Below are 14,277 nucleotides of genomic sequence, written 5' to 3' on the forward strand. Positions count from 1 at the left end.
AAGCTGTCCGCTTTGCGGACAGCTTTTCTTATGCTTATTTCACTTGGAACGTTTTTTTCTCAGTGATTTGCTTTAGCCCTTCTGCTTTTCCTTTAAATGTGACGACCGCTTCATACGTTCCCGGCTCCACACCGTTTGACCACGTATCTTGGAAGTCATATGTTTCATCTGCTTTTAGCACAAAGGATTGGATGGCTTGTGTGAACATACGGTCTTTCGAGTAACGGTATTTTTCATTTCCATCTTCATCGTAAACACTCAATTCGAATTTCTGGCTTGTGTTAAACGTGAATTCAATATCTCGATCTGATTCATTTTTTAGTGACATATTAAATTGAACCGAAGAACCTTTTTGGACGGGGTCTACTGTGAGTACAACGGTTTTTTCTCCCATTTGACCGGATACCTCCTTGTCTGGTTCATCCTTTTTTTGTTGCCCACAAGCTGTTAAAACCAATAGAACGAGAAAAAGCACTAACCCTTTTTTCATCTTCTACCCACCTTTTAATCTCGTCTGAAAAATCCAAGAATATTGGTTGTTTGAACAATATTTGTAAAGGCTTTTGGATCGACTTCCTTTATAATTTGTTCAAGTTCATACAGCTCATACCTTGTAATGACAATGACCATCATTTCTTTTTGTTCATTGGTAAATGCCCCTTTGGCCGGAACAGTCGTAATCCCTCTGACCATTTTTCCATAAATGGCTTCTTTGATTTCATCTGCTTTCTTTGTCACAATCATGGCGGTCAGCTTTTCATGTCTCGTATGGATGGCATCAATTACCCTAGTCGTCACATATAATGTGACAAGGGTATATAAAGCTTTCTCCCAACCTTGTAACAATCCTGCTGTAAAAATGATAATTCCGTTTAAAATGAAGAAATACGTGCCAACTGGTTTGTCTTTCCATTTCGCTAAAATCATCGCAATAATGTCAAGGCCGCCTGTAGATGCCCCATATTTCAGTGTAATCCCAATGCCAAGTGCAGAAATGACTCCGCCAAATACAGCATTTAATAAAATATCTTCAGAAACACTTGTCTCTGGTAAAATGCCGAGGAAAATCGTTGTCAGTGCCACACTAATAATGCTATACAAAGTAAAGGAACGACCAACCTTCATCCAGCCTAAAATGCCGACCGGAATGTTTAAAATAAATAATAGGATCCCTGTTGATAAATAAAACGGTGCATATTGATCGATTAAACTAGATAACAGCTGGGCAACCCCTGTAAAACCACTTGCATATACGTCAGCAGGGATTAAAAATAAATTCAGTCCAATCGCATTGAGTAAGGCACCAATGACGACGACGATGAATTTTTTTGCTTCTCCAATGAACATGTTGTCATTCCTCCACTTACCATTCTCTCTATGGTTTTCCCTAAAATTTAGAATTTGAACACGAAAAGATGATTTTCTATGATATAGTTAGGCTAAAAAGATGTAAAATATGGTTGATTTTTTTAGAAAGAAGGGATTTTGATGACCGTTCATATCATAGCAGACAGTGCTGCTGATCTGCCTCTTTCTTATTATGATGAACAAAACATGACACTCATTCCGCTGCGTGTGTTACTCGGCGAGCAGGAATTTGAGGATTTGATTACCATTGAACCAAAACAAGTATTTGATGCGATGAGACAAGGTGCAAGTCCAAAAACATCACAAGCTTCACCGAACCGGATAAAGGAAGCCTTTGTTTCTGCAGCACAAACCCATACATCGGCTATTTATGTTGCCTTTTCATCAGAGCTTTCAGGTACATACCAAACCGCTGTGATGATGGCAAACGAAGTGAAGGAAGAATACCCTGATTTCGATTTACGAATCATTGATTCTAAATGTGCTTCACTTGGTTATGGACTAGCTGTCAAACACGCTCAATCACTTGCCATTGACGGAAATACAATACAAGAAATTGAAACGTCTGTAAAGCATTTTTGTGAATCTTTACAACATATTTTTACTGTAGATGATTTATCGTATTTAGCAAGAGGCGGAAGAATCAGTAAAGCGTCCGCATTTGTTGGCGGATTGTTAAGTATTAAACCCATTTTACACGTTGAGGATGGAAAACTGATACCCCTTGAAAAAATTCGTGGCCGTAAAAAATTGTTGAAACGCATTATCGAGCTAATGAAAGAACGCGGATCTGACTGGTCCAGCCAAACTGTTGGCATTAGTCATGGAGATGACCCTGCACTTGCAGAAGAAATGAGACAATTAATTGAAGCCGAATTTCATCCAAAAGAAATCGACATCCAGGTCATCGGCGCTGCTGTCGGGTCCCACTCAGGCCCTAGCACACTTGCCATCTTCTTTACAGGCAGCCCATCATAAAAAGCACCCTTCCCTGAAACATCACGGGAAGGGTGCTTTTCTTATGATAGCTTAAATCGGTGAACGGTTTCGTTTAACCTTGCTGTCATACTCATCAGTTCTTCTACTTGTTTGTTCATTTGATGGAAAGATTGCAGCTGTTCGTTTGCCGAGGCAGAAATTTCTTCGCTGCCCGCTGCCGTTTCTTCTACAACGGCACTAATATTTTCAATCGAGTGCAGCACTTGTCCGCCAAGCTCTGTTGATTGAATAATTTGGTCATTTAAGACCGCCATTTCTTGCTTAATATGTTGTGCTTTTGTTTCTATATCTTCAAAGGAGTGTGAGGTTTTGTCCATTGCATCTTGTTGCTGAAGTGATAGCTTGACCCCTTCTTGTACAGTTTGGCTAATGGATTGAATGCCTTTTTCAATATGACTCACCATGTCAAAAATTTGTCTTGTTGCACGAGACGATTCATCTGCCAGCTTACGAATTTCATCCGCTACGACGGCAAACCCTTTGCCAGCTTCTCCTGCTCTTGCCGCTTCAATCGCCGCATTGAGTGAGAGGAGGTTTGTCTGGTCCGCAATATCAGAAACCGTTTTGGCCATTGCGGAGATTCCGCTTGCGTACTGAGTGAATTCTCCTGCTGACTCTTCAATTTGTCTCGTCGCACGTGTATTTTTTTCAATGGCTGCTTTTGTTTCTGTTAACGTGTGCTTTCCGCTTTCCACCGCTCCAATGGCATCCTCTGTACTACGGATGACTGTATGTGATCTTTCGGAATTCTTACGGCCATGTGAATCCATTTTCTCAATCAAACTAACGCCATGCTGAAGGTCTTCTGAAATCGCTTGTGAACCATTCGCCATTTCGTCTGTCGATACAGACACTTGATTGGCCGATTCCATAAGCTTTTTGTTTTCATCATCTAACTGAACTGAGAATGATTCTACTTGGCTTGAGACATGGCTGATTTCTTGAATCAAGCTAATTAGCTGATCCGTCATTTGATTGAACGACTCATTTAAGCCACCGATTTCATCTTTCCGCTTGATGTTCATCCGCTCCACAGCGAGGTTTCCTTCGGCAATCTGTTTTGCCCGGTAAGAAAGGGATTTGATTGGTGTCACAATGGATCTCGTTAAACCAATATTTAAAAAGACGGCGATGACAATCAGCGTGAGGGCTGCGACAGATGCGCTTGTGATGATCCTTTGCACATTGTCTGCCGCCTCCTCTAAATGGTATTCATACGCTTCTTGTGCTCTTTTATTCATCGTATGCACGTCGTTTAAAACACCGTCAATTCTGGCAGCTACTCGTCTGGCATCAGAGGCATTTTTTTCACCAATGGCATTGTTTGCTTCTTGCGTCCATGTGTCAAACTTTGAATTTAACCGTGTTAGAGCTTCTTTGTTCATATTTCCTGCGTTTTTGTTTAACGTTTGCAGCTGTTTTTTCGCTGTCGATATATCGCTTTGAACGACCTCTAGCTGTTCATCTGAAAGGGTCATGGAATAATTGGTCATGGCTTGTTCGACACTTTCAAAGCTGGCCTTCGTTTTTTGTACGTTCAGTAATGTTTGAACTTCTGTTTCGCTTGATGACTGAATCTTTGTCATGCTCACAATAATAAAGGCAATTACGCCAACCGCTAAAAGAAGTGAAATGAGTGAGTTGAGCAAAATTTTGATGCGTAAGCTCATGATGCTGCCCCCTCTTCTTTCAGAAGTGTCTGCTTCAGTCCATTTAATTTTTTGGTCAATTTCTCAGCATCTTTGAGCACCCGGATTCTTGCCATATCGATTCCGTCATTACTTAAGTCATAAACGATATGCCCGCTTTTGATTTTGCTGCTTTTGACGAGCTGTTCGCTGAATTGATAAACGACTTCATCTACTTTTTTGACCATAGACGAAATAACGGCTTTTTCAGCTGTATAATACTGATCGCTGTCCACGCCGATTGCGTATTTGCCTTGCGTTTGCGCTTCTTTTAATACACCAACACCCGTATAACCGGCTGCGGCATATAAAACATCTGCTTTCTTTTTGATCATGTCTTTCGCTATTTTACTGCCTTTGCCTGCATCACTAAATGTGCCAGCATACGTGGATACGACCTTGATTTTCGGATTCACAGATTTTGCGCCTTTTTGATAGCCTTGTTCAAATCGGTGGATCACCTCTGCATCGACTCCGCCAACAAAACCAATAACATCACTTTTTGTTGTCATGGCAGCAAGTGCTCCCGCTAGATAGCTGCCCTGCTCTTCTTTAAAAGTCACTGATGTGACATTTTTCAATTCAGACACAGCATCAATGAGTAAAAATTGCTTTTTCGGATATTTTTTCGCTACCTTTTCTAAGTCTTCTTGCATACTGAAACCTACACCGATGATCAGGTCATTTCCATCTTTCACAAGCTCGGTCAGCCCTTTTTCATATGTATCGGTTTCTGCAATTTCTCTATAATCGAATTCAATGCCAAGCTCATCACGTGCTTTTTCTAATCCTTTAAATGATGAATCGTTAAATGATTGATCACCAAGACCATCATCCGTCAGCATGACACCAATATGCTTCGCATTTGATACCGGGGGTCCTCCCTGCTGATTGCTGCATGAGGCGAGTACCATGATCATCGCTGCCATCAGAAGTAATGAAATCTTCACTTTCATCCAAAAACACACTCCTTTTATCATCCTTACCCCTTATTTATCGGATTTGAGAGGCATTGTTTCAATGATAAAGTGAAGGATTTTCAGCTTTTTTCATGACTTTTTTCACTGAAAAAAACCATTATTTATGATAAAAATAAAAAAAGTGAGCAAATGCTCACTTTTTCTCGTATGTCCATCCTTCTTTTTGGTAAACAAGATCATTTTTCATCAGATGACCTAATGCTCGTTTGAAGGCTGCTTTGCTCATTTGAAATCTTTCCCGGATATCTTCTGGATCACTTTTATCCCCGTAAGGCATTGCACCGTTTCTCGTTCTCATGTAAGTTAAAATTTCTTCTGCATCGACAGATAATGCATCCTGTTTTCTAGGCAGCAGAGAAACGTTCACGGTTCCGTCCTCTTTCACTGCAATGACGCGTCCTGTCACGGTCGATCCTAATCTAGGCTCTTCCTTTCGTTCCGTGCGGTGGATAAACCCACGCACGCCTGTATCTGTCAGCATAAAAGAACCTGTCGCAATTAAGCGATAAATCGTTCCCGTAATTTCTTTGTTCATTAACGTTTCTGGCGCCTCAGTAAATAATTCACTGATCACATCTTCAGTGGCTGGTTTTGCGAACATTCTCCCGTAACTTGTCACTTTGAGCATACAGTATAGTTTGTCGCCTTTTTTCGGCCACGCTTCCTCAAAAGGCGGGAGGTGTTCAGTTGCAACAAGTGCATCCTTTGACAAACCTATATCGACAAAAGCACCCATATCTTCTACAACGTCTACGACTTCTACCCAATCGTATGTATGTGCATTGATTTTAGGAATTTTCATCGTCGCTGCCAGTCTTTCCTCATGATCTACATATAAGTAGACCTCTACTTCATCACGATCTCCAATATCCTCTGTCATCTCACTGCGATGTAGGAGAACAGAATCTTCGCCATCTGTTAAAAAGTAGCCGTATTCCATCTCGTTATCTATTTGCAAGGTCAGTTGCTCACCTGGTCTCATGTTCTCTTCCTTCCTATCTGCCCTTAAAAGAGCGTTCGTTCATCTTTTGATTCACTTTATTCTACTATACTTCTGTCATCATGAACATCTCTAGTTCTGTTAGCTAAAGTGGACAAACTGTACTTGAATTATACCGCATGCATCTGAACTCGCTTCGATAAAGTTTCTTCTTCCCCTATGGGCATGATAAAATAGACGCAATATCTATAGTTGGAGGTCATATGTGATGGCAAAAGAAAGTTCATTTGATATTGTATCGAAGGTGGAGCTGCCAGAGGTGCAAAACGCCATTCAAGCAGCACTGAAAGAAATTAAAAACCGTTATGATTTTAAAGGAAGTAAAAGTGATATTTCACTAGAAAAAGAAGAACTCGTTCTCATTTCTGATGATGACTTCAAGCTGGAGCAGCTAAAGGATGTCCTTGTGACAAAACTGATTAAACGAAACGTACCGACTAAAAACATTGACTACGGAAAAACAGAACATGCCCTAGGTGGAACCGTTCGCAAGCGTGCAAAGCTGATTAGCGGGATTGATAAGGACAATGCCAAAAAGATCAATGCCTTGATCAAACAATCTGGTATAAAAGTAAAGTCGCAATTTCAAGATGACCAAGTGCGTGTGACAGGAAAAAATAAAGATGATTTACAAGAAGTGATGGCGCTTATGCGCAAGGCAGATTTACCGATTGACGTCCAATTTATAAATTTTCGATAAATTTCAAATTTTCCATTGATTATTTCCGATTTTTTCGATACAGTTGATGGAAGTTCAATTCATTGACATGTTCATATCGCTTTCTTATCAAGAGAGGCAGAGGGACTGGCCCTGTGAAGCCTCAGCAACCGGTGTAGTAGAAATCTATTTTCTATGACCAAGGTGCTAAATCCAGCAAGCAACTGCTTGGAAGATAAGAAGAAGAATTTCCATACAGCCAAAAAGTCTTCTTCTTATCAGAAGGCTTTTTTTGTTACATAGAAATAAGGAGGAAACCAATGGGCCTATTACAAGACTTACAAAATCGCGTACTGATTGCTGATGGAGCAATGGGAACACTTTTATACTCTTATGGCATTGACCGCTGCTTTGAAGAATTAAATTTATCAAAAGAAGATGAAGTCAAAAGAGTGCACGAGGCATATGTGCAAGCTGGAGCGGACATTATTCAAACGAACACATACGGTGCGAATTATATTAAACTATCCCGCTACGGCTTAGAGGAAGAAACAAAACGCATTAACACAAAAGCTGTACAAATTGCCAAAGCAGCCGCTGGCTCAGCTTATGTCCTCGGAACGATCGGCGGCATTCGAACATTTAACAAAAATGCCTACTCTTTAGACGAGATTAAACGGAGCTTTAGAGAACAGCTCTATATCCTTTTAAATGAAGAGCCTGATGGATTACTGCTTGAAACATACTACGATATTGAAGAAGCAAAAGCCGTTCTTGAGATTGCTCGCAAAGAAACAGCGCTTCCGATTGTCATGAACGTCTCCATGCATGAGCAAGGTGTATTACAGGACGGTACACCGCTAAAAGACGGTTTATCTGAATTATCCTCACTTGGCGCTGATGTCGTCGGCATTAACTGCCGATTAGGCCCTTATCATATGATTCAGGCACTTGAAGGTGTTCCACTTTTGGAAAATTCTCATTTATCTGTCTATCCAAATAGCAGTCTCCCCTCCCTTGAAGAAGGCAGACTCGTCTATGATACAGATAATGATTATTTCCGAAAAAGTGCACTTGAGTTTAGAAATCAGGGCGCACGAATCATTGGAGGCTGCTGCGGAACAACCCCTCAGCATATTAGTGCTATGGCTGAGGCGGTCAAAGATTTAGCACCTATTACCGAAAAAGAAGTGAAAGTATTAAAAGAAGAAATCATTTCCATCCAAGATCAACGGACAGAACCAGGTCTTGACGAGCTGGCTGTGAAAAAACGTTCGATTATCGTCGAGCTGGATCCGCCGAAGAAGCTGAACTTTGAAAAATTCCTCGTCGCAGCGAACGAATTAAAAAGTGCAGGCATTGATGCCCTCACACTGGCCGATAACTCTCTAGCTACCCCGCGTATTAGCAATGTGGCATGCGGCGCTTTATTAAAACAGCAGCTTGATATGCGTTCACTTGTCCATATCACATGTCGTGATCGCAATTTAATTGGACTCCAATCCCACTTAATGGGGCTGGACACACTTGGACTAACCGATATTTTAGCCATCACAGGCGATCCGTCTAAAATTGGAGACTTCCCAGGTGCGACATCTGTGTATGATTTAACCTCCTTTGATTTGATCCGTCTGATCAAACAATTTAACGAGGGGCTATCTTTCTCTGGGAAACCGCTCGGGAAAAAGACTAATTTTTCAGTGGCTGGCGCGTTTAATCCAAATGTCCGTCATATTGATAAAGCGGTCAAACGCCTCGAGAAGAAAATCGAATACGGTGCCGATTATTTTATTTCACAACCTGTTTACTCTGAGGAACAGCTTGTGAAGATTCATGAAGAAAGCCGACATTTGGATAAACCGATTTACATCGGCATTATGCCGCTAACAAGCAGCCGAAATGCTGAGTTTATTCATCATGAAATTCCCGGCATTAAATTGTCTGACTCGATTCGTGAGATTATGGCCAAGGCAGGCGAAGATAAAGAAAAGCAGCGGACAGAAGGGTTAGCGATTGCCCGCTCTTTATTAGATACAGCCTGTGAATTGTTTAATGGCATCTATTTAATTACCCCTTTCCTTCGATCAGATTTAACAGCAGAACTGACAACATACATCCATCAGAAAGAAAAGGAGCCAAACACCCATGTCAACTATCACTGAACAGCTCAAAAAGCGCATCCTCGTCCTTGACGGTGCAATGGGCACAATGATTCAAAACGCCGATCTCACAGCAGAGGATTTCGGCGGAGAAGAGTATGAGGGCTGTAACGAATATTTGAACGTCACAGCCCCTCATATTATCTCCACGATTCACCGGCAATATCTTGAAGCAAGTGCAGATTTAATCGAAACAAATACATTCGGCGCGACGAAGCTCGTTCTCGATGAATATGGACTTGGCCATCTCGCCTATGAATTGAACGTAAAAGCAGCTCAGCTGGCAAAGCGTGAAGCAGACCATTTATCGACACCAGACTGGCCCCGCTTTGTTGTAGGCGCAATGGGACCCACTACAAAAACATTATCCGTGACAGGCGGCACAACATTTGAAGAGCTCGTTGCAAATTATGAAGAACAAGCCCGCGCCCTGATTGATGGGAAATGTGATGCTCTTCTTTTAGAAACGAGTCAAGACATGCTGAATGTCAAAGCTGGATTTAAAGGCATTCAAGAAGCTTTTCATGCAACCGGTATTGAGCTGCCACTGATGGTGTCAGGGACGATTGAACCAATGGGCACCACCCTTGCCGGTCAAGATATTGAAGCCTTTTATATCTCACTTGAGCATATGAAACCAATCAGCGTCGGACTAAACTGTGCAACTGGTCCAGAATTTATGACAGACCATATCCGTACACTCTCCTCCATCTCAAAGTCGGCTGTCAGCTGCTATCCAAACGCTGGTCTCCCTGATGAAGAAGGGCAATATCACGAATCCCCTGCTTCGCTTGCTAAAAAAATTGCCGCTTTTGCAAAAGAAGGCTGGTTAAATATCGTCGGCGGCTGCTGCGGTACAACGCCTGCACATATTCAGGCATTGTCAGATGAAGTACGTTCGCTTCAGCCCCGCAGCATGTCGCATGAGTCATCACCGCATACCGTATCAGGCATCGAGCCCCTCATTTATGAAGAAGCGATGCGCCCCCTCTTTGTTGGTGAGCGCACAAATGTCATTGGTTCACGCAAATTCAAACGGCTCATCGCAGAACAAAAGTTTGAAGAGGCCGCAGAAATTGCCCGTGCTCAAGTGAAAAATGGCGCTCACGTCATTGATGTGTGTCTAGCAGACCCTGATCGTGATGAGATAGCAGACATGGAAGGCTTTTTAAAAGAAGCCATGAAAAAAGTGAAAGCTCCTTTTGTCATTGATTCAACCGATAAACATGTCATCGAAAAAGCACTCATGTATTCTCAAGGAAAAGCCATTATCAATTCTATTAATTTAGAGGATGGAGAAGAGCGCTTTGAAGAGATTCTTCCGCTTGTCAAGCTATATGGCGGCGCACTTGTTGTTGGAACAATCGATGAAACAGGGATGGCCGTCACAGCAGATCGAAAACTTGAGATTGCCGTAAGATCCCATGACCTGCTCACGAAAAAATATGGAATCCCTGCGAGTGATATCATTTTTGACCCGCTTGTCTTTCCAGTAGGTACTGGAGACGAACAGTATATTGGGGCTGCTGAAGAGACGATTAAAGGCATTGAGCGAATCAAAGCAGCACTGCCTGAATGTCTCACCATTTTAGGCATTAGTAACGTGTCTTTCGGACTCCCGCCAGTTGGCAGAGAAATATTGAATGCCGTTTATTTGTATCACTGCGTAAAAGCAGGGCTTGATTATGCAATCGTGAATACTGAAAAGCTTGAACGCTTCGCTTCAATTCCAAAGGAAGAAATCAAGCTGGCTGAAACTTTACTTTATGAAACAAATGATCAAACCCTTGCTGAGTTTACCCAATTTTATCGCGGGAAAAAGAAAACAGAGAAAAAACCAAAGATCTCCTTATCGCTTGATGAAAGACTGGCACTCTATGTCGTCGAAGGGACGAAAGAAGGACTGATTGATGACCTTGCCCTTGCTTTGGAAAAATTTGAATCACCTCTTCATATCATCAATGGACCATTAATGCAGGGAATGTCAGAGGTTGGTCGGCTTTTTAATCAAAACGAATTGATCGTAGCTGAAGTGCTTCAATCCGCTGAGGTCATGAAAGCATCTGTTTCATACCTTGAGCAATTTATGGAGAAAAAGGACGCAAGCGGCAAAGGGAAGATTCTCCTCGCCACCGTCAAAGGAGATGTCCATGATATAGGGAAAAACCTGGTCGACATCATTTTGAGCAATAATGGCTTTCACGTCGTCGATCTCGGAATTAAAGTAACCCCACAAACATTGATTGAAGCGGTGCAAAAAGAAAAGCCAGATATGATTGGACTATCAGGTTTACTTGTCAAATCAGCACAGCAAATGGTCTTGACCGCTCAAGATTTACAAAAAGCAAACATCTCTGTTCCCATTTTGGTGGGCGGCGCGGCGCTTTCACGGAAGTTTACGAAGATGAAAATTTCGCCTCAATATGATGGCCCCGTCCTTTACGCCAAAGATGCAATGGACGGTCTGTCTTTAGCGAATGAATTAAGAACGAACCCTCTTCAATTTCAAACAAAACCCTTAGAGGATCAAGAAACGCTCCATAAGGAAAAAGAAACAACGCAGCCAAAAGCTGTGATTGAATTACTAGAAAAACGCGCGACACTTCCGGAGGCAGCGATATTCACGCCAGAAAATACGAAACGCCATTATGTACGGGATATTGATTTGCACCACATAATGCCCTATGTCAATGAGCAAATGCTGATCGGCCATCACCTCGGTTTAAAAGGAAAGGTCAAAAAGCTCTTGGCTGAACAGCATCCAAAAGCATTGGAGTTAAAACAGCTGATCACAGATCTTCTTCAAGAAGGCAGAGAGAAAAACTGGTTTGCACCTGCATTCGTCTATCAATTCTTCCCTGCCAATTCAAATGGGAATGACCTGCATATCTATGATCCAGAAGCGCCTGACCGCGTCATTGAGACATTCCAATTTCCAAGACAGGAAAAACTTCCGTACCGGTCTATTTCTGATTATGTGCGGAAAACCGGAGAGAACGAGAAAGATTATATCGCCTTATTTGCAGTGACGGCTGGTGCCCGCATACGAGAAGTTGCGCAGCAATTTAAACAAGAGGGTGACTATTTGAAAATGCATGCTGTCCAAGCTTTAGCACTTGAGCTTGCAGAAGGATTGGCTGAACGAACGCACCAAGTAATTCGTGATAAATGGGGATTCCCAGACCCAGTCGATTTCACGATGGAGAAACGATTCCAAGCCAAATATCAAGGTCAGCGCTATTCCTTTGGTTATCCAGCGTGCCCTAATCTAGAAGACCAAGAAAAACTATTCCACCTGCTGCAGCCAGAAAAAATCGGGATTCATCTCACAGAAGGGTTTATGATGGAGCCTGAAGCATCCGTTTCAGCCATTGTCGTTTCTCATCCTGAAGCTCGATATTTTAACGTTCACTAAAAAAACCTCCTGAATTGGAGGTTCTTTTTATAAATAAAAATGGAATAAATATGAAAAATTAAGTTTATTTACCGATATTATAAATGAAAGTCATTTACTTAAAAGGAGATGTTTGTCATGTTCAAAAAGAAGATCGGGGTTTTATTGCTTACAGGCCTCTTTATCGCTAGCCCTCTTTTCCAATCACCTGCTCAAGCAAGTGAAACGTCTACTAAACAAACCAAATATTATACAGAAGAATTGGAGCATCTGTATCCAGACAGTGATTATGCAAACAATGATACGATGGACAAAGCTCAATTCTTACAGCACTCTCTTCATCTAAACAAGACCTATTTATATCACGAAGGCAGTATCTCTTCTATGAATGACATTGATTTTTACCGGTTCACCAGCTCTAAATTTGATGGAGCAGATGGCCGCTTTTCTATCAAACTCGTCAATGTGAAAGCTGGAAATGATTTCGATCTTTATCTTTACAATCAGAGCGGGTCACTCGTGTCTTCCTCTGTGCGAACAAACAACCAAAATGAAATCATCCATATGCCGAAAATTGCCGCCAGTACTGACTACTATTTAGCCGTCAAACCAAAGCAATTATTAAATGAAGAGGACAACATGTATCGTATTGTCTTTGATAAAAGTATTGAAAAAGGCACAACCAAACGATATGGATCACCTGCCACATTGAATAGTTTCAATGAAGCCGGATCTCCCAATTCTTCTTTTGATTTAAGCAGCTTGCCGCAGGATGCCGTTGTCACTGGCCTGTCATTAGAAGCTGAAAAAGGTAGTACAAATGCATATAATTATGTATTCACCGTCTCTTCCTTAAAAGGCGGAACAGTGAACGTACCTTGGAACGGTCAAAAAGTTGACATCTCTTCTTATAAAACAAGTCAAGTGCCAGCAAAAGACCGCTTTTTTGTTTCTTTTAATGCAACCGAGGTTCCTCAATTGATCGGTGGACGGTTAATCAAAGTAGGCGTTGTCTCAATTAAGAACTTACAGCTCACCTTTGAATATGAATACAACCGTGACCTCAATTATTAAACTAGACAAAAGGAAAAGGTATCCCCTTTTCCTTTTTCTTATGCGTTCTTATGGTACGATACATAGAGAGAAATCAGCTAAGAAGGAGTTGCGTGTATTGCCAAACGTTATTCAACGATCTTTAACCCTTGATGACATACCAGACCTTGTCGCATTGTCAAAAGAGGTCGATTGGCCTGATTACAATGCGGAAGAGCTCACATCTCTTTTAACAAATGGACATTTTACCGGTTTTACAACAACTGAAGGACAAGTCATTTCATGCGCTGGACTTTTTCAGTATGACAGTGTGGCATCAATTGGAGCGGTCATTGTATCTGAGACACATCGAGGCCTCGGTCTTGCCCGTCAAATGATTGACACACTGCTTCGTCATAGTGATCCAAGTGTCCCTGTCGTTTTAACGGCTACTGTACAAGGACAGCCAGTCTATGAAAAAATCGGCTTTCAGACAGCCGGTTATATTCATACATACAAAGCACAAAAAACAAACCCTAGTGCGCTTCATCCGTCACATCAGATTCATCTTTTTCCCGCTGATGAAACGCACCTCCCGTCTATTGAAAGACTGGATGAAAAAGGCGCAGGAACCAATCGATCAAACTTCTTAATAAAACGAATGGAGCGAGCAGCATTTAAACTGATCGCAAAGGATGAACACCACGAAATCACCGGCTTCGCGTTTGGTGTGGAAACACCAGCTAATCTGATGATTGGCCCGCTTGCAGCAAACGATGAACAAACGGCGCTATTACTCATTCAATCACTTCTCACGTCTTATTCTGGCGCCTTTCGTTTAGATATGCAGGAAGAAACAGCTGAACGCCTGCATGCATCACTTGTAGAAGCAGGATTTACGAAAACAAACGTCGCACATTTTATGATGATTCGCGGGAACGAAAAGCAGAACGATCCTGCGCTTCTCTATTTCCTGGCCTCACAAGCATTTTCTTAAAA

General features: G+C 41.9%; 11 protein-coding genes and 1 riboswitch. Of the genes, 6 read left to right on the forward strand and 5 right to left on the reverse strand.

Annotated elements, in window-relative coordinates; genetic code table 11:
* Positions 1 to 34: 34 nt before the first annotated feature.
* On the reverse strand, positions 35 to 490 hold the full coding sequence (locus ACTJJQ_RS01860; RefSeq protein WP_076821895.1) for a BsuPI-related putative proteinase inhibitor: 456 nt from the start codon (positions 488 to 490) through the stop codon (positions 35 to 37).
* Between the two features lie 14 nt (positions 491 to 504).
* Entirely contained in the window at positions 505 to 1,347 is an 843-nt protein-coding gene (locus ACTJJQ_RS01865; RefSeq protein WP_007499067.1) for a YitT family protein, read from the reverse strand.
* A 141-nt stretch (positions 1,348 to 1,488) separates the two neighbouring features.
* Between ACTJJQ_RS01865 and ACTJJQ_RS01870 the strand changes: the two genes are divergently transcribed.
* On the forward strand, positions 1,489 to 2,346 hold the full coding sequence (locus tag ACTJJQ_RS01870) for a DegV family protein (RefSeq protein ID WP_008348544.1): 858 nt from the start codon (positions 1,489 to 1,491) through the stop codon (positions 2,344 to 2,346).
* 41 nt (positions 2,347 to 2,387) lie between these two features.
* Here the strand turns inward: ACTJJQ_RS01870 and ACTJJQ_RS01875 are convergent, their stop codons facing one another.
* The 3 genes from ACTJJQ_RS01875 to ACTJJQ_RS01885 all read right to left on the reverse strand — a co-directional run bounded on the left by ACTJJQ_RS01875 (position 2,388) and on the right by ACTJJQ_RS01885 (position 6,017).
* Positions 2,388 to 4,037, reverse strand: coding sequence for a methyl-accepting chemotaxis protein (locus ACTJJQ_RS01875; RefSeq protein WP_440599898.1), 1,650 nt, complete (start codon positions 4,035 to 4,037; stop codon positions 2,388 to 2,390).
* On the reverse strand, positions 4,034 to 5,011 hold the full coding sequence (locus tag ACTJJQ_RS01880) for a BMP family lipoprotein (protein ID WP_039167385.1): 978 nt from the start codon (positions 5,009 to 5,011) through the stop codon (positions 4,034 to 4,036). Before ACTJJQ_RS01880 ends, ACTJJQ_RS01875 begins: the two co-directional genes overlap by 4 nt.
* Before the next feature lie 157 nt (positions 5,012 to 5,168).
* Positions 5,169 to 6,017: a CvfB family protein gene (locus tag ACTJJQ_RS01885; protein ID WP_017360190.1), complete on the reverse strand. Its 849-nt coding sequence runs from the start codon at positions 6,015 to 6,017 to the stop codon at positions 5,169 to 5,171.
* Positions 6,018 to 6,243: 226 nt separating this feature from the next.
* Between ACTJJQ_RS01885 and ACTJJQ_RS01890 the strand changes: the two genes are divergently transcribed.
* From ACTJJQ_RS01890 to ACTJJQ_RS01910, 5 genes are all read left to right on the forward strand, one after another.
* Positions 6,244 to 6,735, forward strand: coding sequence for a YajQ family cyclic di-GMP-binding protein (locus tag ACTJJQ_RS01890; protein ID WP_073415101.1), 492 nt, complete (start codon positions 6,244 to 6,246; stop codon positions 6,733 to 6,735).
* 81 nt (positions 6,736 to 6,816) lie between these two features.
* Positions 6,817 to 6,935, forward strand: a riboswitch (SAM riboswitch).
* Between the two features lie 78 nt (positions 6,936 to 7,013).
* Positions 7,014 to 8,855, forward strand: coding sequence for a bifunctional homocysteine S-methyltransferase/methylenetetrahydrofolate reductase (locus tag ACTJJQ_RS01895; protein WP_268449138.1), 1,842 nt, complete (start codon positions 7,014 to 7,016; stop codon positions 8,853 to 8,855).
* The gene (gene metH / locus ACTJJQ_RS01900; protein WP_440599899.1) at positions 8,839 to 12,267 is read left to right on the forward strand and encodes a methionine synthase; all 3,429 of its coding nucleotides are present in this window, start codon (positions 8,839 to 8,841) and stop codon (positions 12,265 to 12,267) included. Before ACTJJQ_RS01895 ends, metH begins: the two co-directional genes overlap by 17 nt.
* 117 nt (positions 12,268 to 12,384) lie before the next feature.
* A complete protein-coding gene (locus ACTJJQ_RS01905; protein WP_008348558.1) occupies positions 12,385 to 13,320 on the forward strand; it encodes a hypothetical protein in 936 nt (311 codons plus the stop codon).
* Between the two features lie 97 nt (positions 13,321 to 13,417).
* Positions 13,418 to 14,275 (forward strand): GNAT family N-acetyltransferase, encoded by an 858-nt coding sequence (locus ACTJJQ_RS01910; protein WP_035392462.1) that lies wholly within the window; start codon positions 13,418 to 13,420, stop codon positions 14,273 to 14,275.
* Positions 14,276 to 14,277: the final 2 nt, after the last annotated feature.

The sequence above is a fragment of the Bacillus sp. 22483 genome (genome assembly GCF_052044605.1).
In the GTDB taxonomy this organism is placed as follows: Bacteria; Bacillota; Bacilli; order Bacillales; family Bacillaceae; genus Bacillus; species Bacillus altitudinis.

What these genes read in the sequence shown, in the direction of transcription:
- ACTJJQ_RS01860 (WP_076821895.1), bottom strand. Translation starts at nt 490, where the DNA reads ATGAAAAAAGGGTTAGTGCTTTTTCTCGTTCTATTGGTTTTAACAGCT.
- ACTJJQ_RS01865 (WP_007499067.1), bottom strand. Translation starts at nt 1,347, where the DNA reads ATGTTCATTGGAGAAGCAAAAAAATTCATCGTCGTCGTCATTGGTGCC.
- ACTJJQ_RS01870 (WP_008348544.1), top strand. Translation starts at nt 1,489, where the DNA reads ATGACCGTTCATATCATAGCAGACAGTGCTGCTGATCTGCCTCTTTCT.
- ACTJJQ_RS01875 (WP_440599898.1), bottom strand. Translation starts at nt 4,037, where the DNA reads ATGAGCTTACGCATCAAAATTTTGCTCAACTCACTCATTTCACTTCTT.
- ACTJJQ_RS01880 (WP_039167385.1), bottom strand. Translation starts at nt 5,011, where the DNA reads ATGAAAGTGAAGATTTCATTACTTCTGATGGCAGCGATGATCATGGTA.
- ACTJJQ_RS01885 (WP_017360190.1), bottom strand. Translation starts at nt 6,017, where the DNA reads ATGAGACCAGGTGAGCAACTGACCTTGCAAATAGATAACGAGATGGAA.
- ACTJJQ_RS01890 (WP_073415101.1), top strand. Translation starts at nt 6,244, where the DNA reads ATGGCAAAAGAAAGTTCATTTGATATTGTATCGAAGGTGGAGCTGCCA.
- ACTJJQ_RS01895 (WP_268449138.1), top strand. Translation starts at nt 7,014, where the DNA reads ATGGGCCTATTACAAGACTTACAAAATCGCGTACTGATTGCTGATGGA.
- metH (WP_440599899.1), top strand. Translation starts at nt 8,839, where the DNA reads ATGTCAACTATCACTGAACAGCTCAAAAAGCGCATCCTCGTCCTTGAC.
- ACTJJQ_RS01905 (WP_008348558.1), top strand. Translation starts at nt 12,385, where the DNA reads ATGTTCAAAAAGAAGATCGGGGTTTTATTGCTTACAGGCCTCTTTATC.